General features: G+C 69.8%; 18 protein-coding genes. 10 read left to right on the top strand and 8 right to left on the bottom strand.

Annotated elements, in window-relative coordinates; genetic code table 11:
* Positions 1-47: 47 nt before the first annotated feature.
* A complete protein-coding gene (locus ABD858_RS19845; RefSeq protein WP_345039400.1) occupies positions 48-1,628 on the bottom strand; it encodes a beta-N-acetylhexosaminidase in 1,581 nt (526 codons plus the stop codon).
* 260 nt (positions 1,629-1,888) lie between these two features.
* Between ABD858_RS19845 and ABD858_RS19840 the strand changes: the two genes are divergently transcribed.
* The 6 genes from ABD858_RS19840 to ABD858_RS19815 all read left to right on the top strand — a co-directional run bounded on the left by ABD858_RS19840 (position 1,889) and on the right by ABD858_RS19815 (position 7,436).
* Positions 1,889-2,452, top strand: a complete 564-nt coding sequence (locus tag ABD858_RS19840; RefSeq protein ID WP_345039398.1) for a 2-oxo-4-hydroxy-4-carboxy-5-ureidoimidazoline decarboxylase — start codon at positions 1,889-1,891, stop codon at positions 2,450-2,452.
* A 148-nt stretch (positions 2,453-2,600) separates the two neighbouring features.
* Positions 2,601-2,981, top strand: a complete 381-nt coding sequence (gene sdhC / locus ABD858_RS19835; RefSeq protein WP_345039395.1) for a succinate dehydrogenase, cytochrome b556 subunit — start codon at positions 2,601-2,603, stop codon at positions 2,979-2,981.
* A 5-nt stretch (positions 2,982-2,986) separates the two neighbouring features.
* A complete protein-coding gene (locus ABD858_RS19830) occupies positions 2,987-3,463 on the top strand; it encodes a succinate dehydrogenase hydrophobic membrane anchor subunit (protein WP_345039393.1) in 477 nt (158 codons plus the stop codon).
* Positions 3,464-3,484: 21 nt separating this feature from the next.
* Positions 3,485-5,239 carry a succinate dehydrogenase flavoprotein subunit gene (gene sdhA / locus ABD858_RS19825; RefSeq protein ID WP_345039391.1) on the top strand — a complete coding sequence of 585 codons (1,755 nt, stop codon included), beginning with the start codon at positions 3,485-3,487 and terminating at the stop codon, positions 5,237-5,239.
* Complete coding sequence (locus tag ABD858_RS19820) at positions 5,239-5,997, top strand: succinate dehydrogenase iron-sulfur subunit (RefSeq protein ID WP_345039388.1); 759 nt, start codon at positions 5,239-5,241, stop codon at positions 5,995-5,997. Before sdhA ends, ABD858_RS19820 begins: the two co-directional genes overlap by 1 nt.
* A gap of 923 nt (positions 5,998-6,920) precedes the next feature.
* Positions 6,921-7,436, top strand: coding sequence for a CAP domain-containing protein (locus ABD858_RS19815; RefSeq protein ID WP_345039387.1), 516 nt, complete (start codon positions 6,921-6,923; stop codon positions 7,434-7,436).
* 169 nt (positions 7,437-7,605) lie between these two features.
* Here ABD858_RS19815 and ABD858_RS19810 read toward each other — a convergent pair whose 3' ends face one another.
* On the bottom strand, positions 7,606-8,118 hold the full coding sequence (locus ABD858_RS19810) for a MarR family winged helix-turn-helix transcriptional regulator (protein ID WP_345039386.1): 513 nt from the start codon (positions 8,116-8,118) through the stop codon (positions 7,606-7,608).
* A 72-nt stretch (positions 8,119-8,190) separates the two neighbouring features.
* On the opposite strand from ABD858_RS19810, the gene ABD858_RS19805 reads away from it, so the two are divergent.
* Positions 8,191-9,438: an MFS transporter gene (locus tag ABD858_RS19805; RefSeq protein ID WP_345039384.1), complete on the top strand. Its 1,248-nt coding sequence runs from the start codon at positions 8,191-8,193 to the stop codon at positions 9,436-9,438.
* Here the strand turns inward: ABD858_RS19805 and ABD858_RS19800 are convergent.
* Positions 9,372-9,836, bottom strand: a complete 465-nt coding sequence (locus ABD858_RS19800) for an Lrp/AsnC family transcriptional regulator (protein WP_345039383.1) — start codon at positions 9,834-9,836, stop codon at positions 9,372-9,374. The genes ABD858_RS19805 and ABD858_RS19800 overlap by 67 nt on opposite strands.
* A gap of 76 nt (positions 9,837-9,912) precedes the next feature.
* Between ABD858_RS19800 and ABD858_RS19795 the strand changes: the two genes are divergently transcribed.
* Positions 9,913-10,827 carry an SMP-30/gluconolactonase/LRE family protein gene (locus tag ABD858_RS19795; RefSeq protein WP_345039382.1) on the top strand — a complete coding sequence of 305 codons (915 nt, stop codon included), beginning with the start codon at positions 9,913-9,915 and terminating at the stop codon, positions 10,825-10,827.
* Between the two features lie 160 nt (positions 10,828-10,987).
* Positions 10,988-11,716 carry a TetR/AcrR family transcriptional regulator gene (locus ABD858_RS19790; RefSeq protein WP_425586230.1) on the top strand — a complete coding sequence of 243 codons (729 nt, stop codon included), beginning with the start codon at positions 10,988-10,990 and terminating at the stop codon, positions 11,714-11,716.
* 51 nt (positions 11,717-11,767) lie between these two features.
* Here the strand turns inward: ABD858_RS19790 and ABD858_RS19785 are convergent, their stop codons facing one another.
* The 3 genes from ABD858_RS19785 to ABD858_RS19775 all read right to left on the bottom strand — a co-directional run bounded on the left by ABD858_RS19785 (position 11,768) and on the right by ABD858_RS19775 (position 15,595).
* Positions 11,768-13,321, bottom strand: a complete 1,554-nt coding sequence (locus ABD858_RS19785) for an ABC transporter substrate-binding protein (protein ID WP_345039381.1) — start codon at positions 13,319-13,321, stop codon at positions 11,768-11,770.
* Between the two features lie 366 nt (positions 13,322-13,687).
* A complete protein-coding gene (locus ABD858_RS19780; protein WP_345039379.1) occupies positions 13,688-15,190 on the bottom strand; it encodes a metallophosphoesterase in 1,503 nt (500 codons plus the stop codon).
* A 153-nt stretch (positions 15,191-15,343) separates the two neighbouring features.
* Positions 15,344-15,595: an SCO4848 family membrane protein gene (locus ABD858_RS19775; RefSeq protein ID WP_345039377.1), complete on the bottom strand. Its 252-nt coding sequence runs from the start codon at positions 15,593-15,595 to the stop codon at positions 15,344-15,346.
* A gap of 136 nt (positions 15,596-15,731) precedes the next feature.
* Between ABD858_RS19775 and ABD858_RS19770 the strand changes: the two genes are divergently transcribed.
* A complete protein-coding gene (locus ABD858_RS19770) occupies positions 15,732-16,964 on the top strand; it encodes a D-alanyl-D-alanine carboxypeptidase family protein (protein ID WP_345039376.1) in 1,233 nt (410 codons plus the stop codon).
* Here ABD858_RS19770 and ABD858_RS19765 read toward each other — a convergent pair.
* Positions 16,933-17,823: a YihY/virulence factor BrkB family protein gene (locus ABD858_RS19765; protein WP_345039373.1), complete on the bottom strand. Its 891-nt coding sequence runs from the start codon at positions 17,821-17,823 to the stop codon at positions 16,933-16,935. The genes ABD858_RS19770 and ABD858_RS19765 overlap by 32 nt on opposite strands.
* 31 nt (positions 17,824-17,854) lie before the next feature.
* Positions 17,855-18,436 (bottom strand): 2'-5' RNA ligase family protein, encoded by a 582-nt coding sequence (locus ABD858_RS19760; RefSeq protein ID WP_345039371.1) that lies wholly within the window; start codon positions 18,434-18,436, stop codon positions 17,855-17,857.
* Positions 18,437-18,454 lie beyond the last annotated feature (18 nt).

Here is an 18,454-nt window from a genome sequence, read left to right as displayed (position 1 = left end):
CAGGTGCGGCGCCCGATTGCCCTCTTATCCGCCCATCCGCCCTGCCGTCAGCCCGTCTTCGCGGCCAGCGCCGTGAACTGCTCCCACGTCAGCGCGGGCGGACGCGAGTCCCACAGCTTCTGGGCCACCGCCCGCAAGGGCATCCGGATGCCGTTCGCGACCTGCGCCTCGCTCTGCGCGCCGGCGATGTCGGACCACACCGCGAGACGTCCGCCGAGGATCTGGTCGGAGTAGGCGGTGGACACCGGGGTGGTGCCGCGCAGGACGAGGGGGGTCCACTGCTCGTAGATGCGGCGGCCGGTCGGGTAGGAGAACTCGTTCGGCTGGCCGAGCACGTAATAGAGGTACTCGTCGTTGAGGTTGACGAGCTTCCGGCCCTCGCGCAGGTACTCCAGCGGTGGACGCGCTCCGGTCTCCTTGCCGGTCCAGTACTCGACCTGCAGTTTCTTGTCGGCCGTGACGACCCCGCCCGCGAAGATGCCGTCGTTCCACGCCTTGAGCTGCCTGCCGTACGGGCGCATGACCGCCGCGCGGTCGTTGAGCCAGCCGGTCGCCAGGTCCTTGATCCGGGCCTGCGGGCCGTACTTCGCGCGGGCCGCCGTGGCCAGCTGGGGGTACGAGGCCTCGGGATCGCGGGCCATGAGGGCCACGTACTCGTCGGCGCCGAGATGCCAGTACGCCCCGGGGAACAGCCCGGCGTACTCGCGCAGCAGCTCGTCGACGAGCCGGGCCGAGTCGGGCTTGGAGATGTCGATGGCGCCCTGCGCCGGAGTGCCGTGGACGTTGTGCAGCTGGAGCGCGGGGTGCGCGCGGAGCACCGCGCCGAGGTGACCGGGTGAGTCGATCTCGGGAACGACGGTGATGTGGAGGCTCGACGCGAGCGCGAGGATCCGGCGGACCTGTGCCTTGGTGAGGTGCTGGGCGGAGACCACTTCGGGGTGGCTGGTGGACTCGATACGGAACCCCTGGTCGTCGGAGAAGTGCAGGCCGAGCTGATTGAGCTTGAGGTCGGCCATCTCGCGCAGCCGTTGCTCGATCCAGGGGGCGGTGTAGTACTTGCGTGCGATGTCGAGGTTCAGTCCGCGCTGCGGCCATGCGGGCCGGTCGCGCACGGTGCCCTCGGGGACGAGGCCGTCGGCGCGTACCGACTGTTTGACGGTGCGGGTGCCGTAGAAGACGCCCGCCTCGTCCGGACCGGTGATACGGACGCGCCCGTTCTTCACGGTGAGGGTGTACGACTCGGCGGCGCCGCTTCCGCCGAGTGCGAGCTCGATGTCGCCGGCACGCGCCTTGCCGCCCGCGGAGTAGCCGAGCCTCAGTTCGCGGGAGAGGAGCCTGCCCTCGTCGGCGAGGGCCTTGCTGCCGGAGGCGACGACGACGCGGGCGGTGGGCGTGGGCCGCCAGCCCGGGCCCCGGGCCGGCTCATGCCCGCGCACCGCCGGGATGGTGCGGGGCGCCTTGGACAGGGGGTACGAGGACGGTGGCCGCGTAGGCGAGGCAGTGGCCGTGGCGCGCTGCGCGTCCGGCGAGGAGCCGCCGCCCGGCGCGCCACAGGACACGAGCGGGAGGGAGAGCGTGGCGGTGACGACCGACGCCCCGATGGCGAAAGCATTCCGAGAGTGCCGCATCACCATCAAACGTCCCATACGCGGTGAAGGTGTGTCGAGTCAGCACAGATTCACTGCAATGGCCGTCCATATCGCGCGTCCATTCTCTCCCGTACGGGTGAAATTCGCGCACGTATCGGACTCTCTCCGCCGTACGCCGATAGCGTGGCGACTCCCCCCTCCCTCACCGACCACAGCTCTTCGAGGAGCCCACGCTGTCCAGCGAATCCCCGTCCGGCCCCCCGAAGCGCTCATCGGCTCACGCCTCGACACACCCGCCCATGGGCCGTACGCCGTCCCGGACCGCCATAGCCGGGCCGAGCCGCGGCCCCGCCACGGCGGGGCTCGTCCGGTTCAACGCCGCCTCCGCGGACGCCGCCGAGGCCGCGCTGCTCACCTGCTGCGCCAGCCGGCGCTGGGCCCGTCGGCTGGCCGAGCACCGCCCGTACCCGGATCTTGAGGCGCTGCTCGCCGCCGCCGACGAAGCCGGGTACGACCTCGCACCCACCGACCTTGCCGAGGCCCTGGCCGGCGAATCCTCCTCGAACCTCCGGCCGGGCGCGCCGCGGACGGCCCACACCGCACTCCGGGCGGCCCTCGCCGCATACGAGAGCAGATTCGGACACACGTTCGTCGCCTGCCTGGACGGCCATCACCCGGACGAACGCCTGGACCAGCTACTGACCGGTATCCGGCAGAGGCTGTCCCATGAACCGGACAAGGAGCGCTCCGTCACCGCGGACGAGCTGCGCCGACTGGCCCGCGCACGGCTCACGCACTTGGTGACGAATCACCCGGAATCACGCGAAAACGGCTGCCCCGATAGTCCGTCCGTGCCTGTTTGATTGCCGGTTTGATCACACTGGTCCACCCGGCGCGAGGGTTCCCGCAAGTCGTGGCTACGATGTCGGGGGCCGGTGGACCGTACCCGGCCGGGCCAGACCGACAAAAGAAGCCGGCCGGCCCTAGTCCCCGCTCCCGGAGGGTTCTTCCGTGCCGGCTGGAACGCTGTACCGCGGCCGGGAAGGAATGTGGTCCTGGGTGGCTCACCGAGTCACCGGCGTCCTCATCTTCTTCTTCCTGTTCGTACACGTGCTGGACACCGCGCTCGTCCGCGTGTCCCCCGAGGCGTACGACGACGTCGTAGCCACCTACAAGACGCCGATCGTGGCGCTTCTGGAGTACGGCCTCGTGGCCGCCATCCTCTTCCACGCGCTCAACGGCCTCCGCGTCGTCGCCGTGGACTTCTGGTCCAAGGGCCCGCGCTACCAGAAGCAGATGCTGTGGACCGTCATGGGCATCTGGATCGTGCTGATGGCGGGCGCGCTCTACCCCGTGCTCGGCCACGCCGCACGCGTACTGTTCGGGAGCTGACACCGATGTCCTCTGACACTTCTTCCGCGATCGGTCCGGTCGAGGGCGTGCGCCTCTACGACGTGGACAACCCGGCCCCGTACATCGAGGCCCCGCGCAAGCGCACCGGGAAGACCCCGAAGACGACCCGCGGCAACTTCGAGATGTACGCCTGGCTCTTCATGCGCCTGTCCGGCGTCGTGCTGGTCGTCCTGGTCCTCGGTCACCTGCTCATCCAGCTGGTGCTGGACGGCGGCGTCTCCAAGATCGGCTTCGCCTTCGTGGCCGGCCGCTGGGCGAACCCGTTCTGGCAGGTCTGGGACCTGGCGATGCTGTGGCTGGCCATGCTGCACGGCGCCAACGGCCTGCGTACGGTCATCAACGACTACGCGGAGCGGGAGAACACCCGCTTCTGGCTGAAGATGCTGCTCTACACCGCCACGGTGTTCACCGTCCTGCTGGGCACGCTGGTGATCTTCACCTTCGACCCGAACATCCGCTAGAGCCCGGGGCTGACGCGAGACATGAAGATTCACAAGTACGACACCGTCATCGTCGGCGCCGGCGGAGCCGGCATGCGCGCCGCCATCGAGGCGACGAAGCGCAGCCGCACCGCTGTGCTGACCAAGCTCTACCCCACCCGCTCCCACACGGGCGCCGCGCAGGGCGGCATGGCCGCCGCGCTGGCCAACGTGGAGGAGGACAACTGGGAGTGGCACACCTTCGACACGGTCAAGGGCGGTGACTACCTGGTCGACCAGGACGCCGCCGAGATCCTGGCGAAGGAGGCCATCGACGCCGTCCTCGACCTGGAGAAGATGGGCCTGCCGTTCAACCGGACCCCGAACGGCACCATCGACCAGCGCCGCTTCGGCGGCCACTCCCGCAACCACGGCGAGGCCCCGGTCCGCCGGTCCTGCTACGCCGCGGACCGCACCGGCCACATGATCCTCCAGACGCTGTACCAGAACTGCGTCAAGGAGGGTGTGGAGTTCTTCAACGAGTTCTACGTCCTCGACCAGCTGATCACCGAGGTCGACGGCGTCAAGAAGTCGGCGGGTGTGGTCGCGTACGAGCTGGCCACCGGCGAGATCCACATCTTCCAGGCGAAGGCCGTCATCTACGCCTCCGGCGGCTGCGGCAAGTTCTTCAAGGTGACGTCGAACGCGCACACCCTGACGGGTGACGGCCAGGCCGCCGTCTACCGCCGCGGTCTGCCGCTGGAGGACATGGAGTTCTTCCAGTTCCACCCGACGGGCATCTGGCGCATGGGCATCCTGCTGACGGAGGGCGCCCGTGGTGAGGGCGGCATCCTCCGCAACAAGGACGGCGAGCGCTTCATGGAGAAGTACGCGCCGGTCATGAAGGACCTGGCGTCCCGTGACGTCGTGTCCCGCTCCATCTACACGGAGATCCGCGAAGGCCGCGGCTGCGGTCCCGAGGGCGACCACGTCTACCTCGACCTGACCCACCTTCCGCCGGAGCAGCTGGACGCCAAGCTCCCGGACATCACCGAGTTCGCGCGTACGTACCTCGGCATCGAGCCCTACACGGACCCGATCCCGATCCAGCCGACCGCGCACTACGCGATGGGCGGCATCCCGACGAACGTCGAGGGTGAGGTCCTGTCGGACAACACCACCGTCGTCCCGGGCCTGTACGCGGCCGGCGAGGTCGCGTGTGTCTCCGTCCACGGCGCCAACCGCCTCGGCACCAACTCGCTGCTCGACATCAACGTCTTCGGACGCCGTGCGGGCATCGCCGCCGCCGAGTACTCCGCCAAGGCCGACTACGTCGAGCTGCCGGAGAACCCGGCGCAGTTGGTCGTCGACCAGGTCGAGGCGCTGCGCTCCTCCACCGGCACCGAGCGGGTCGCGGAGCTCCGCAAGGAGCTCCAGGAGGCCATGGACGCCAACGTCATGGTGTTCCGCACCGAGCAGACGATCAAGACTGCCGTCGAGAAGATCGCCGAGCTGCGCGAGCGCTACAAGAACGTGGCGATCCAGGACAAGGGCAAGCGGTTCAACACCGACCTGCTGGAGGCCATCGAGCTGGGCAACCTGCTCGACCTCGCCGAGGTCATGGCCGTCTCCGCCCTGGCCCGCAAGGAGTCCCGCGGCGGTCACTACCGCGAGGACTACCCGAACCGCGACGACGTCAACTTCATGCGCCACACCATGGCGTACCGCGAGGTCGGCGCCGACGGCTCCGAGACCATCCGTCTCGACTACAAGCCCGTCGTCCAGACCCGCTACCAGCCGATGGAGCGTAAGTACTGATGGCTACCCCTGTCATGGACAAGGTCGAGGCGGCGTCCAAGGCCTCCCCGTACATCACGGTCACCTTCCGGATCCGCCGGTTCAACCCGGAGATCTCGGAAGAGGCGACCTGGCAGGACTTCCAGATCGAGATCGACCCGAAGGAGCGCGTGCTCGACGGTCTCCACAAGATCAAGTGGGACCTGGACGGCACGCTCACCTTCCGCCGCTCCTGCGCGCACGGCATCTGCGGCTCCGACGCGATGCGGATCAACGGCAAGAACAGGCTTGCCTGCAAGACGCTGATCAAGGACATCAACCCGGAGAAGCCCATCACGGTCGAGGCCATCAAGGGCCTCACGGTCCTCAAGGACCTGGTCGTGGACATGGAGCCGTTCTTCCAGGCGTACCGCGACGTCATGCCGTTCCTCATCACCAGGGGCAACGAGCCGACGCGTGAGCGCCTGCAGTCCGCCGAGGACCGCGAGCGCTTCGACGACACCACCAAGTGCATCCTGTGCGCCGCGTGCACGTCGTCCTGCCCGGTCTTCTGGAACGACGGCCAGTACTTCGGCCCGGCGGCGATCGTCAACGCGCACCGCTTCATCTTCGACTCGCGTGACGAGGCCGGCGAGCAGCGGCTGGAGATCCTGAACGACAAGGACGGCGTCTGGCGCTGCCGTACGACCTTCAACTGCACGGACGCCTGCCCGCGCGGTATCGAGGTCACGAAGGCGATCCAGGAAGTGAAGCGCGCGCTGATCACGCGCCGCTTCTAGTGCCGCGACCGGCAACGTTTACCCGTCAAGGAGCGGCGTGGCAAACGTTGCCGGGAGGGGCACCGGCCTGCTGACGCGCCCCTCGCGCTGCTCGGCGCCGGGGCGCCTCGCAGCCATGCGGCGAAGCCGCATAGGTCACTGCGGGCCGCTGCGCCGACCTCCGTCCGGCGGTGGTCGCTTCGGCTCGTGATCCACGAGGGCCCCGCACCCGGTTCATCCCGGGTGCGGGGCCCTCGCCGTTTTCCGGTCCTGCCCAGCGGCGCTCGTCAGCCGTCGTGATGCCGACCGCGACGACGCCCGCGGCCACGAGCAGCCGACCGGCCTCCGGAGTCCGGCGGGCCGGAGATGACCACCGGGATGCCTCGGGGCTCCCGCGTACCGGTCCTCCGGCACGACGCGGGGCCAGGACGGCAGTGGCCCCGACCCGGGCAGGTCCGCACGCCGGAGCCGCCCCAAGGTCAATCCGGATGCCGGTACGGGGAGTTGGCACCCCAAACCGCAACAGCGGAAGCGCGACGGCGACAGCCGCACATATCAGCCAGGCACGTCCAGCGGGTGGATCTTCGCATGGGCGGCAGACCGCGAATCGGCGGACCGTCTACGGGAGTTCGGCAAACGGCGGGAGAGCCGGGCCCGGCCCTGCCGGAACACCACCCGAATCAAGTAATCGGACGAAATGCAACGAGCGGCCCGGCGAGAAACCGCCGACGGCATGGGCGCCGGGGAACGCAGCCTCGTGACGCACAGTGTCAAGCCATGCACCGTCAGTGGAGTGAGTCTCGAGGTGCGCCATTGCCCTCGGGCACCCAGAATCGATGAGGAGCTACCCGGGACAGACCCTCACGAGAGGGATGTACCGGAGAAAGCTCTCGGTGGCGGGCGCTCTGTCGACGCGCCCCCACCGCACCGCGAAAGGGGATGTCATGCACACGAAAGCCCAGCGAGTACGTCGCACAGCCGTCGCCGCGTGCGCAGCCCCGCTCCTGCTGTTCACCGGAGCCGCCGCCGCAAGCGCCGCCACCATGACGACGCCGGCGGTCGACGTACAACAGGTCTCGGCAAACGAGATCCTCACCATGATCAACCAGGAACGGCAGAAAGCCGGTTGCTCGGCCCTGGCCGTGAACGCGCAGCTCACCCAGGCCGCCCAGGCCCATGCCGACGACATGGAGCGGAACAACCTCACGGGCCACACCGGTTCTGACGGTTCCGACGTGAAGACCCGGATCGAGCGCACCGGGTACAAGTTCACCGCAAACAGGAACGCCTGGGCCGAGAACGTATCCGGACCCGGCCAGGGAACAGCACAGGCCCACGTCACCGGCTGGCTCAACAGCCCTGGCCACAAGGCCAACATCGACAACTGCGAGCTCACCAACACCGGTGTCGGCGTAGCCGGAGACCGCGTGGTCCAGGTCTTCGCGACGGCATCTGGCTGATGCCGCATCCGCTTCCGCGGAATCGTTGTGCAGCGCACAACGAGATCATCCTCCACGAGGGCCCCGCACCCGGTTCACCCCGGGTGCGGGGCCCTCGCCCGCTCGTGGGAACGCATTCGGTTCCAGCCACGCCGCCTCGCATCCGCCCTCGCGGCGGCACAGCCCAAGATCAGTGGTCCCAGTGCGCGCCGCCGCCCTCCTCGGCCACCACCATGATCTGGCGCAGCATGTCGTTGAGCTGCTTGCGCTCGTCGGGCGAGAGCACGCCCAGCAGCCGGTGCTCCTCGTGCCCGAGCTCATCCATCGCGCCCGCCCAGATCGACCGCCCGGCGGCGGTCAGTTCGACGTCGACCCGGCGGCGGTCGGTCTTGGACGGCGTGCGGTGGACCAGGCCGCGCCGTTCCAGGCCGTCGAGGCGGCCGGTGACCGAGGCAGGGGCGAGGTCGAGGTCGGCGGCGAGCTGCGACGGTGTCGCGGTGCCGCCGCGGCCCGCGAGCTTGTGCAGGGTGTCGAACTCATGGCGTTCCAGGTCGACGTCGACCAGGGACTGCTCCCGCACCCGGCGCAGATGCACCGACAGTTTCTGCATCCGGGTGACCGCACCCTCGATGTCGGGGTCGAGGTCGGGCAGGACGGGCAGCCAGAGCTCCACGTGCCCGTCGGTCCAGTCGCGGGGTTCCATGCGGTCGATCGTACGCCCGCACCAAAAGTATTTCGTTGACGAATAATTCGACAGCGAAATACATTGCGCGTCATGCCTCATCCCCTCCGTACCCGCTCCTTCCGACTGCTCTTCGCCGGCCGCACGCTCTCCCTTCTCGGCGACGCAGTGATCCCCGTCGCCCTCACGCTCGCCGTCATCAAGGCCACCGGATCGGCCGGTGCCCTCGCGCTCGTCCTCGGCTGCGCGATGGTGCCCAAGCTCCTGCTGCTGCCGTTCGGCGGAGTGATCGGCGACCGCTTCAACGCCCGTACCGTCGCGCTCACCACCGATCTCGTACGATGCGCGGCCCAGCTTTTCGTCGGGTACGAACTCCTCGGCGGGGACCCGGAGCTGTGGCAGATCGCGGTCGCCGAGGCGGTCGGCGGCGCCGCCTCCGCCTTCGCCATGCCGACCGCATCGCCCCTGATCACCGGCACCGTGGAGGCCGGGAACCTCCAGCGCGCCAACGCGCTGCTGGGGGTCGTGAACAGCGCCACCCGGCTCGGCGGGCCGGCCCTCGGCGGACTGCTGGTCGCCACCGCCGGGCCCGGCTGGGCGTTCGTCCTGGACGGGGCGAGCTTCGCGGTCAGTGCCGCGCTGCTCTCCGTGATCCGGGTGAGGCACGTCCCGATTGCGCGGCGTTCACTGGTCGCCGATCTCCGTGAGGGCTGGAGCGAGGTCCGCTCCCGCGACTGGTACTGGACCAGCCTGGTCGCCCACTCCGCCTGGAACGGCGCGGCCGCCGTCCTGATGACCCTCGGCCCCGCCGTCGCCGTCCATGAACTGGGCGGCCAGGGCGTCTGGGTGGCCTTCCTCCAGACCGGAGCGGTCGGCCTGCTCCTCGGCTCGCTCCTCGCGGGCCGGGCCCGGCCGCGCCGTCCGGTGCTGGTCGCCAATCTGGGGCTCGCCACCTATGTCCTGCCGCTGGGGCTGCTGGCGCTCTCCGCCCCCGCCCCGGTGACCATCGCCGCGTACGGGATCGCCCAGGCGGGGCTCGGTTTCCTCTCCCCCGTCTGGGGGACCGCGGTCCAGTCCGCCGTCCCGGCGCACGCGCTGGCCCGCGTCACCTCGTACGACTGGCTGCTCTCGCTCGGCGCGATGCCGCTCGGCTACGCCCTGGCACCCCTGGCCGCCGAGGCATGGGGGCCCGAAGTGCCGCTCACGGCGGCGGCGTTCACCGTCGGCGCAGCCTGCCTGGGGACGGCCCTCGTGCCGGGCGTGCGCAGGTTCGGTCAGCCTTCGGCCGCACCCGGCGACACCGGCCGCTCGAAGAAGGTCTCGAGCGAGACCGTGGCCTGAGTGCCGCTCACACCGTCGATGGCGTAGATGCGCCGAAGTACGTCCTGGAGCTGCTCGGTGGTCGCCGTGCGCACCTTCACCAGGACGGAGGCGCTGCCCGCGATGACATGAGCCTCCAGGATCTCGGGGATGGCGGCGAACGCGTCGGCGGAGTCGCCCATCCACGCCGACGACTCGACCATGACGAAGGCCAGCACTCCCCGCCCGAGCGCCGCCGGGTCGACGTCCACGGTCGTCCGGCGGATGACCCCACGCTCGCGCAGCTTGCGGACCCGCTCGTGCGCGGCACCCGCCGAGAGCCCGACGGCCCTGCCGAGTGCGGCATAGGCCGCCGTGGCGTCCTGCTGAAGCAGCGCGATCAGTGCGCGGTCGATGTCGTCGACATTCCCGTTCCCCATGGCGTCACCATATCCCGTTCTGACATGCTGATGATCAGCCGAATGACATTCGGCATACGGCCTGTGAGGGGGAATCATGCCTGGAAGTGTCCACGACGAGGTGTACGAGATCCTGGACGAGCGGTTCCGCACCGGACGGTGCGCCTACGGCGACGTTCAGCTGGAGCGGCTCCACACCGGCTGCCGCTGGACCGAGGGCCCGGTCTATCTGCCCGCCTGGCGCCAGCTCATCTGGAGCGACATCCCCAACGACCGCCTGCTGCGCTGGGACGAGACAACGGAGGCGGTGAGCGTGTTCCGCTCACCCGCGGGGCACATCAACGGCAACACCCTCGACCGGCGGGGCCGGCTGATCAGCTGCGAGCAGGGCAACCGGCGGGTCACCCGCACCGAGCACGACGGCCGTGTCACCGTCCTCGCCGACCGCTTCGAAGGCAAGCGGCTGAACAGCCCGAACGACGCGGTCGTGCACTCCGACGGCTCGATCTGGTTCTCCGACCCGGACTTCGGCATCACCAGCGACTACGAGGGCCACCGAGCCGAGAGCGAGATCGGTGCCTGCAACGTCTACCGGATCGATCCCGGCACCGGCGAGGTGCGCCTGGTGGCGGACGGCTTCGGCGGGCCCAACGGACTGGTCTTCTCTCCGGACGAGCGGCAGTTGTACGTCTCCGACACCCGCAACGCCCATATCCGCGCCTTCGACGTGCGCGAGAACGGCACCCTCTCCGAGGGCCGGGTCTTCGCCGAGTGCAAAGAGCACCGGTTCGACAACATCCGCTTCGACGACGGGGGCCGGCTCTGGGCCGCCGCCTTCTACGACGGGGTGCACTGCTACGACCCGGACGGCACCCTCATCGGCCGGCTGCGCACCCCCGAGGCGGTGTCCAACATCGCCTTCGGCGGCCCCAAGAACAACCGCCTCTTCATCACCGCGACCACCTCCCTGTACTCGCTGGTGATGTCGGTGACAGGTGCACCCAGGATCTGAGGGCAGCCCCGGGGCGGGAAGCCCCTGGCGGCCCCGTCCACGCGGATCCCGACGCGCGCCATGTCGGCCGCGGCCCGGTCGTGAAGCTCTTCCGCCCGGGCCGGCGGCCGACCTCACCGCCCCGCGGCGGGTGCGGCCGGCCGCGTTAGGGTCGGGGATCGTGAAGGACCTGAAGGAGAACGCCAAACCCTCGAAGAGCGAGCAGACGCGCAGCCTCATCCTCGAGACGGCGCTGCGGCTCTTCCAGGAACGCGGATACGACAAGACCACGATGCGGGCCATCGCCCAGGAGGCCGGGGTCTCGGTCGGCAACGCGTACTACTACTTCGCCTCCAAGGAGCACCTCGTCCAGGGCTTCTACGACCGGATCGGCAAGCAGCACCAGGCGGCCGTCGAAGAGGCCCTGGGCGACGAGAGGGACCTCGCGGCCCGTATCCGCGCCGTCCTTCTGGCGTGGCTGGACATCGCCGAGCCGTACCAGCGGTTCGCGGCGCAGTTCTTCAAGAACGCCGCCGACCCGGACAGCCCGCTGAGTCCCTTCTCGCCGGAGTCCGCGGGTCCCCGCGAGGCGGCGATCGAGGTGCACCGGACCGTACTGGCGGGGGCGGACACCAAGATCGACCCGGAACTGGCCGAGTTGCTGCCGCAGCTGCTGTGGCTGCAGCAGATGGGCGTGGTGCTCTTCTGGGTGTACGACCGCTCCGAGGGCTGTGCGAACAGCCGCCGTCTGGTGACCCGTCTGGCACCGGTGACCGCCCGGGCGATCTCGCTGTCCCGGTTCCGGCTGCTGCGGCCGCTGGTGCGCGAGACCCACGATCTGCTCGGCGACTTCATGCCGACCGCGGCGAGCATGGCCGCCAACGGCAGGACCGGGAAGGAGAACAGCTGAGGGGGCGCTCACGCGCCCCCTCGTCGGCCTTGACCCGGTCTCAGCCGACCGTCAGATCCAGCCCAGTTCCCACAGACGCCACATGCCCGTGCTGTCCGAGAGGATGTGGGACCCGACGACGTCCTTGTCGGCCAGCACATAGTCCTTGCGCTGCCACAGCGGCACCACGGGGACGTCCTTGGCCACGATCTCCTGGATCTTCTTGAAGGGTTCGACGGCCCGGCCTCGGTCGCTGTGCTGCTGGGTCTGCTGGATCAGCTTGTCGATCTCCGGGTCGGAGTAGCCGTTGCCGAGGCTGTTGTCCGCACCGACCAGCGGTCCGGCGAAGTTGTCGGGGTCGGGGAAGTCCGCGATCCAGCTCAGCGTGTACGCGTCGTACTCACCGGAGGTGTAGGCGTTCTGGAACTCGGTCCACTCCTCCTTGCCGACCAGCTCCACCTTGAACAGGTCGTCCGCCTCCAGCTCCTTCTTCAGAGCCTGCGCCTCCGCCTCGGCGGAGACCGTCTTCCGGTACCCCAGCTTGATGCCGACCGGCGTCTCGACACCGGCCTCCTGCAGAAGCCGCTCGGCCGCCTTGGCGGAGGGCTCCGGGTAGGTGTCGAAGAATGCGGTGGAGTGCCCGAGGACGCCCTGCGGGATCACCGAGTACAGCGGCTCGACGGTGCCGTTGAAGGTGGTCGACGCCAGCTTCGTACGGTCGATCAGCGTGGCGACGGCCCGTCGCACGTTGACCTCCGCGCCCGGCTTGCCCTTGCGGACGTTGAAGACGAGATTGCGGGTCTCGGTGCCGGCGGTGATGTTGACGTGCCTGTCCTTGTTGGTGGGCGCCAGCTCGGACAGATAGGACGACGGCAGTTCACGGTGGACGACGTCGATCTCCTTGGCGTCCCAGGCGGCCTTGAGCAGCTCCGAGTCCTCGTAGTAGCGGATCTTGATCGGCTGCCCGTCGTTCGAGAAGAGGCCCTTGTACGAGGGGTTCGGCTCCAGCAGGACGGTGTCCTTGGTGCGGGACTTCAGTATGTACGGCCCCGAGCCGTCCACCTCGTTGCCCTTGCGCACGGCGTCCGCCGGGTACTTCGCGGGATCCACGATCGCGGCGGCACCCGTGGCGATCTTGGACGGGAAGGTGGCGTCACGGGTCTTGAGGTTGAAGGTGATCGTGTCACCCTCCGCCTCGACCGACTTCAGCGTGGACAGCAGCGGCGCCGGACCGACCTTCGACTTGATCTTCAGCACTCGGTCGAAGGAGTACTTGACGGCCTCGGCCGTGATCTTGTTCCCGTTGGAGAAAGTGATGTCGTCGCGGAGCTTGCACTGGTACGTGTCCAGCTCGTCTCCGAGGAAGGCGCAGCTGCGCGCGGCATCGGGCGACGGCGACTCGGCGCCCGGCTTGAAGCTCATCAGCGTCTGGTAGACGTTGCTGTAGAGGGCCCATGAACCCACGTCGTACGCCCCGGCCGGGTCGAGGTCGGAGACGACGTCCGTCGTGCCGACCGTGATCGGGCCCTCCCTCCCCTCGGCCGAGGGCAGCAGAAGCCAGACGCCGGCACCGGCAGCCAGCAGTACGCCAATGATCGCCAGAATCCGCACACGGCTCGACCGCATCGAAAGAGCTCTCCTCAACACCCACCCCGCGACCGTCCGCATGAAGGCGCGCGCCGCTCCAGATGGCGTTCACCCAATCACACGGGATTCACATTCGGAAGAGGGAACCTTCACTTCGTCGGAAGTTATTAACGGGTGTCCGCGGTAACACCGGCGCCTCGCCCCGGAGTCGGCGCGCTTCCCCCGGATTTTCCCGTAACCCCCCGCTCACCTTCGGTTTCGCTGTGTCAGTGGAGGATCGCGACCCGTCCCGCGGCCGGCGGCGCGGACATGGGGGCCGCGGCCCGACCGGACCGGCCGCAACCTCGGGACACGGCAGTGTCATTGCTTCTGCGAAGGAGGCAGGGCATCACGCCGTGAGCCTGTTCAGACCTGCTTCGACGCGAGCTGTACGACCGTGATGTCCGACTCCGCCCCGACCCGTACCGGCGGGCCCCAGGCGCCCGCGCCACGCGTGACATACAGCTGGGTGTCGCCGTAGCGCTCGAGGCCGGCGACGGTCGGATTGGCCAGCTCGGCAAGGTAGTTGCCGGGCCAGAGCTGGCCGCCGTGGGTGTGGCCGGAGAGCTGGAGGTCCACACCGTGCCGAACGGCGTCATGGACGACGACGGGCTGGTGAGCGAGCAGTACGGCGGCCCGGGAGCGGTCCCGGTCACCGAGGGCCCGTACGAAGTCGGGCCCGTCGCCCTCGCGTTCGCCCGCGATGTCGTTGACCCCGGCGAGGTCGAAGCCGCCGATCTCGACGCGGTCGTTCTCGAGCGGGTGAAGTCCCAGCTCCCGAACGTGGTCGACCCATTGGGCGGCGCCGGAGAAGTACTCGTGATTCCCCGTCACGAAGTACGAGCCGTGGCGCGCCCGCAGCCGCGCCAGCGGCTCGGCGGCCGGCCCGAGGTCGGGCACGCTGCCGTCGACCAGGTCGCCGACGACGGCGACCAGGTCGGGCTGGGTGGCGTTGACGGTGTCGACGATCCGCTGGGTGTGGGCACGGCCGAGGATGGGCCCGAGGTGGATGTCGCTGACGACGGCGATCCGGAACCCGTGCGCGGCACGCGGCAGTTTGGCGAGCGGCACGGTGACCCGCTTGACCCGCGGCCCGCGCATCACCCCGTAGGTCCCGTACCCCACGGTCCCGGCGGCGACAGCGACGGCGGCCCCGGCGACGGCCCGCGAAACGAAGAGCCGCCGGCTGACGTCACTCCCGCCCGGCCCGGCCTCGTCGCCCGCTGTCCGGTCGGCGCTGTCCGGCCCGGCAGCCGCCGGGGTGGCGAGCCCCGCTGCCTCACCGGCCGACGTGGATCCGTCACGGCCCGGCTCGTCACCGGTCACGGTGGGGACGCGATCCGGCGAGGTGTCCGCCGCTCTTCTCGTGCCTGTCACGGCTTTCGCGCCCCTCGGTTCTCCCGCGGGGTCACCGAGGGGTCCGGCCTCGCCCGCGTGTGCGCGCGCGGACAGGGTCCCGTCCGAGGCCGGGCCGGCGTCGGCCGTCGACCGCGTGCCGCCGGTCATGGCGGGGGCGGCGGGCCCCGGCGCGGCAGGGGCTGCCCTGCGGGCGAGGGCGCGGCGCAGCAGTGGGCGGGCCGCCTCGCCGGCCAGGACCGCCAGGGTCAGGTAGAGCAGCAGTGCGATCCAGAGGTAGCCCGGCCAGGCCAGGGTCCGCTGCAGCCAGAAGGGGGCCCCGGCGCGGCCGGACACGAGGGCACCGAGCGACAGCAGCGGGAACACGAACGCCGCCGCCGTGCCCGCGCGGCGGGCCGCGCCGCGCGGGGCCGTCGTGTCGCGCACCAGCCGGCGCCACAAGTACCAGTGCACACCGGCCAGTACACCCACGGCCACGAGCGCGAACACCGTGAAGACGAGCACCGCTGCCATTCCTCCGTCCGAGGTCCGAGTCGGAAGTCCGGGGCCGGAAGCCGGTGTACGGCGCCCGCGGTCCCGGTCCGGCTTCCAGGATCCAGGGTGCGGTGTCGGCTCCCGCGCCCGGGGTCCGGCGTCCGGTGCGCGTCGGGACGGCGATCCGCGGAATCAGGCGCCGTGGCGTTCGCGCCTCAGGGCGCGCAAGCCGCGGAACCCGATCACTCCAATGGCCGTCCCCAGGAGAAAGGACGTGATGGCGAGCAGAAGATGCACCCAGAAGTAGGCGGTCGGGTCACCCGCGTCGTCGAAGGCGAGTCCGCTGCCGTCCTTCCACAGGTTGTTGGCGAAAGAGATCCAGATGAACCAGCTCCACACCCCGAAAGCGAGCAGGAACCAGGAAATGGGGCGGCTGAGCTTCATGCCTTCAGTATCACCGCCGCTCTTCTCCAGGGGCTCACGGGGTGGGTGGGCAGGGAGTGGGCTGTCCCGGCGGAAGGATCGGCGGGTCAGCACTCCGGTGTCCGTAATCAGTCCGAATCCCTGTACGTTCTCGACCGTGTCTGCTCTGAAAAAGACCGTCTTGATGGTCACTGCTGCCGCTTTGCTTCCCGTTCTCACCGCCGCGCCCGCGTCGGCGGACGGCAGGGCCCCCGCCGAGGACTCCGCCGTACAGCCGAAGCCGCCCGCGGTGATGTCGACGGTCGGCGGCGACCGGCTGGGCAGGGCCGGTACGCAGGTGAATCTGGGTCCGGGAGCCCCGGTGCTGCCGAAGGAGCTGTCCGCCAGGTCGTGGATCGTCGCGGACGCCGAGACCGGCGCGGTACTGGCATCGCACAACTCCCACTGGCGGCTGGCCCCCGCCTCCACCCTGAAGATGCTGTTCGCGGACACGCTGCTGCCCCGGTTCCCGAAGGAGCAGACCCATCTGGTGACGCAGGACGAACTCGCGGACGTCGGCGAGGGCAGCAGCACGGTCGGAGTGAAGGAGAACCTGACCTACAGCGTCCACGACCTCTGGCTGGGCGTCTTCCTGCGCTCCGGAAACGACGCCGTGCACGTCCTGTCCGCCATGAACGACGGGGTCGACAAGACCGTGCAGGACATGCAGGCACACGCCGAGGAGCTGCAGGCCCTCGACACCCATGTGGTCACCCCCGACGGTTACGACGCCGAGGGCCAGGTCAGCAGCGCGTACGACCTGACCCTCATCGCCCGCTCCGGGCTGCAGAAGAAGGACTTCCGCGAGTACTGCTCCACCGCGCGCGCCCAGTTCCCCGGGGAGCAGAAGCCGGGGAAGGAGCGCGAGACCTTCGAGATCCAGAACACCAACCGGCTGCTGACCGGCGACGTCGGCATCAGCCCGTACCCGGGCATCGCGGGCGTCAAGAACGGCAACACCACGCATGCCGGCGCGACGTTCACCGGTGTCGCCGAGCGCAACGGGAAGGTGCTGCTGGTCACCGTCATGAACCCCTCGTCGAACGAGAACCACGCCGTCTACCACGAGGCCGCGCGGTTGCTCGACTGGGGCTTCGCCGCGTCCGGCAAGGTCGCCCCGGTGGGTGAGCTGGTCCCGCCGAAGTCCGCGGAGGCCGCGGCGGGCACGTCGCACGGGACCGGGTCCTCTCCGAAGCCCGCCGCCCACGGACAGGCCGCACAGGCCTCGGAGGACCGGCAGGGCGAGTCGAGCGGGTTCGGCATGGCCCTCGCCGTCACGGGCGGGGTACTGGTCGCGCTGGCCGCCGGCGTGTTCCTGGTCAACCGCCGCTGGCCGCTGCGCCGCCACTGACCTCCGCGTCGCTGCGCCGGGTGGCCGTCCACGCGGCGCAGTACAGCACCAGCTTCGCCATGAAGTTGATCCACAGCAGCAGGGCGACCGGCACGCCGAAGGCGCCGTACATGCTCTTCGTGGCGACGCCCTTCATATAGCCGCCGAGCAGCAGCTTCAGCAGCTCGAAGCCGACCGCCCCGATGAGCGCGGCGGTCAGCAGCTCGCGGCGCGGCGGCGACACCCCGGGCAGCAGGGTCAGTACGTACAGCAGGACCAGCACGTCCGCGATCACGGCCACCAGCAGCGCAGCCGTCTGCAGCAGCGCTCCGCCCACGCCCTCCTGGGCGATGCCGAGACGCTCGGCGGTCCAGCCGACGGCCGTCGACCCGGCCGAGGAGGCGGCGAACGAGGCCAGTCCGGCCAGGCCCAGGCCGAGCAGCGCTCCGCCGTCCCGCAGCCTGAGCAGGAACGGATTGCCCTCTTCCTTCTCGTCCTTCTCCCATACGGCCCGCAGGCACTCCCGCATGGAACCGACCCAGCTGACGCCGGTGAGGAGCAGCAGCAGACCGGCGACGACGCCGACGGTGGCGGCGTTGGCGACCAGGGCGCCGATGTTCAACTGGTCGGAGATGCCCGGCACCTGCTGGGTGAGCTTCTCCTCCAGGTTCCGCACCTGTTCGGGGGAGAGGAGCGCGGCGGCCACCGCCGCGCCGACCGTGATCAGCGGAAACAGCGCCACAAAGCTGATGAAGGTGATGGCGGCGGCCAGCCTGGTCCAGTGGGCGCGGTCCAGCGTCTCGTACGAGCGCCAGGCGTGCGTCCGCATCAGGGCCGCCACGAGCGGGCCGATCACGGGGAGCTTTTTCAGCCAGTCCATGGAACAGTCCCTACCCGCGGGCCGACCGTTCCTACGGCTGGAGAGTACTTTCGTCCGCCGGGCGGGCCTGTGCCGGCACGGCGGGGCCACCGCCCCCGAACGCGTACTCGCGCAGCGTGCGCCAGACCCCGTCCGGGCCCTGCTCGTACAGTGCGAAGCCGACGCAGGTCCATGCCGCCTCGTACTCGGCGAGCTCCTCGTAGGCCCGGTCCATCGCCTCCTCGGCAATGCCGTGCGCCACCGTCACATGCGGGTGGTACGGGAACTGGAGCTCCCGCGCGAGCGGACCCGAGGCGTCCCGGACCCGCTCCTGGAGCTCGGAACAGTCCGCCACGCCCTCGGCGATCGTGACGTAGACCACCGGGGACAACGGCCGGAACGTGCCGGTGCCGGACAGCCGCAGCGGGAAAGCCTGCCCGGCCGCGGCCACCTCGGCGAGGTGCGCCTCGATCGCGGGCAGGTCCGATTCGTCGACCTCCGTGGGCGGCAGGAGGGTGACATGCGTGGGGATGCCGTGGGCCGCGGGGTCACCGAAGCCCGCGCGCCGCTCCTGGAGCAGGCTGCCGTACGGCTCCGGGACCGCGATCGAAACGCCGAGCGTTACGGTCCCCACGTCGTTCTCCTCCGTCGT

Source organism: Streptomyces sannanensis, assembly GCF_039536205.1.
Classification (GTDB): Bacteria; Actinomycetota; Actinomycetes; order Streptomycetales; family Streptomycetaceae; genus Streptomyces; species Streptomyces sannanensis.
This window is presented reverse-complemented; position numbering and strand designations above follow the sequence as displayed.

Bases quoted from the DNA above. Each gene is read 5' to 3' on its own strand.
- ABD858_RS19780 (WP_345039379.1), bottom strand. From the start codon at position 15,190: ATGGCAGCGGTGCTCGTCTTCACGGTGTTCGCGCTCGTGGCCGTGGGT.
- ABD858_RS19840 (WP_345039398.1), top strand. From the start codon at position 1,889: ATGGGCCGTACGCCGTCCCGGACCGCCATAGCCGGGCCGAGCCGCGGC.
- ABD858_RS19810 (WP_345039386.1), bottom strand. From the start codon at position 8,118: ATGGAACCCCGCGACTGGACCGACGGGCACGTGGAGCTCTGGCTGCCC.
- ABD858_RS19820 (WP_345039388.1), top strand. From the start codon at position 5,239: ATGGCTACCCCTGTCATGGACAAGGTCGAGGCGGCGTCCAAGGCCTCC.
- ABD858_RS19775 (WP_345039377.1), bottom strand. From the start codon at position 15,595: ATGAAGCTCAGCCGCCCCATTTCCTGGTTCCTGCTCGCTTTCGGGGTG.
- ABD858_RS19800 (WP_345039383.1), bottom strand. From the start codon at position 9,836: ATGGGGAACGGGAATGTCGACGACATCGACCGCGCACTGATCGCGCTG.
- ABD858_RS19845 (WP_345039400.1), bottom strand. From the start codon at position 1,628: ATGCGGCACTCTCGGAATGCTTTCGCCATCGGGGCGTCGGTCGTCACC.
- ABD858_RS19815 (WP_345039387.1), top strand. From the start codon at position 6,921: ATGCACACGAAAGCCCAGCGAGTACGTCGCACAGCCGTCGCCGCGTGC.
- ABD858_RS19765 (WP_345039373.1), bottom strand. From the start codon at position 17,823: ATGGACTGGCTGAAAAAGCTCCCCGTGATCGGCCCGCTCGTGGCGGCC.
- ABD858_RS19795 (WP_345039382.1), top strand. From the start codon at position 9,913: ATGCCTGGAAGTGTCCACGACGAGGTGTACGAGATCCTGGACGAGCGG.
- ABD858_RS19805 (WP_345039384.1), top strand. From the start codon at position 8,191: ATGCCTCATCCCCTCCGTACCCGCTCCTTCCGACTGCTCTTCGCCGGC.
- ABD858_RS19830 (WP_345039393.1), top strand. From the start codon at position 2,987: ATGTCCTCTGACACTTCTTCCGCGATCGGTCCGGTCGAGGGCGTGCGC.
- sdhA (WP_345039391.1), top strand. From the start codon at position 3,485: ATGAAGATTCACAAGTACGACACCGTCATCGTCGGCGCCGGCGGAGCC.
- ABD858_RS19785 (WP_345039381.1), bottom strand. From the start codon at position 13,321: ATGCGGTCGAGCCGTGTGCGGATTCTGGCGATCATTGGCGTACTGCTG.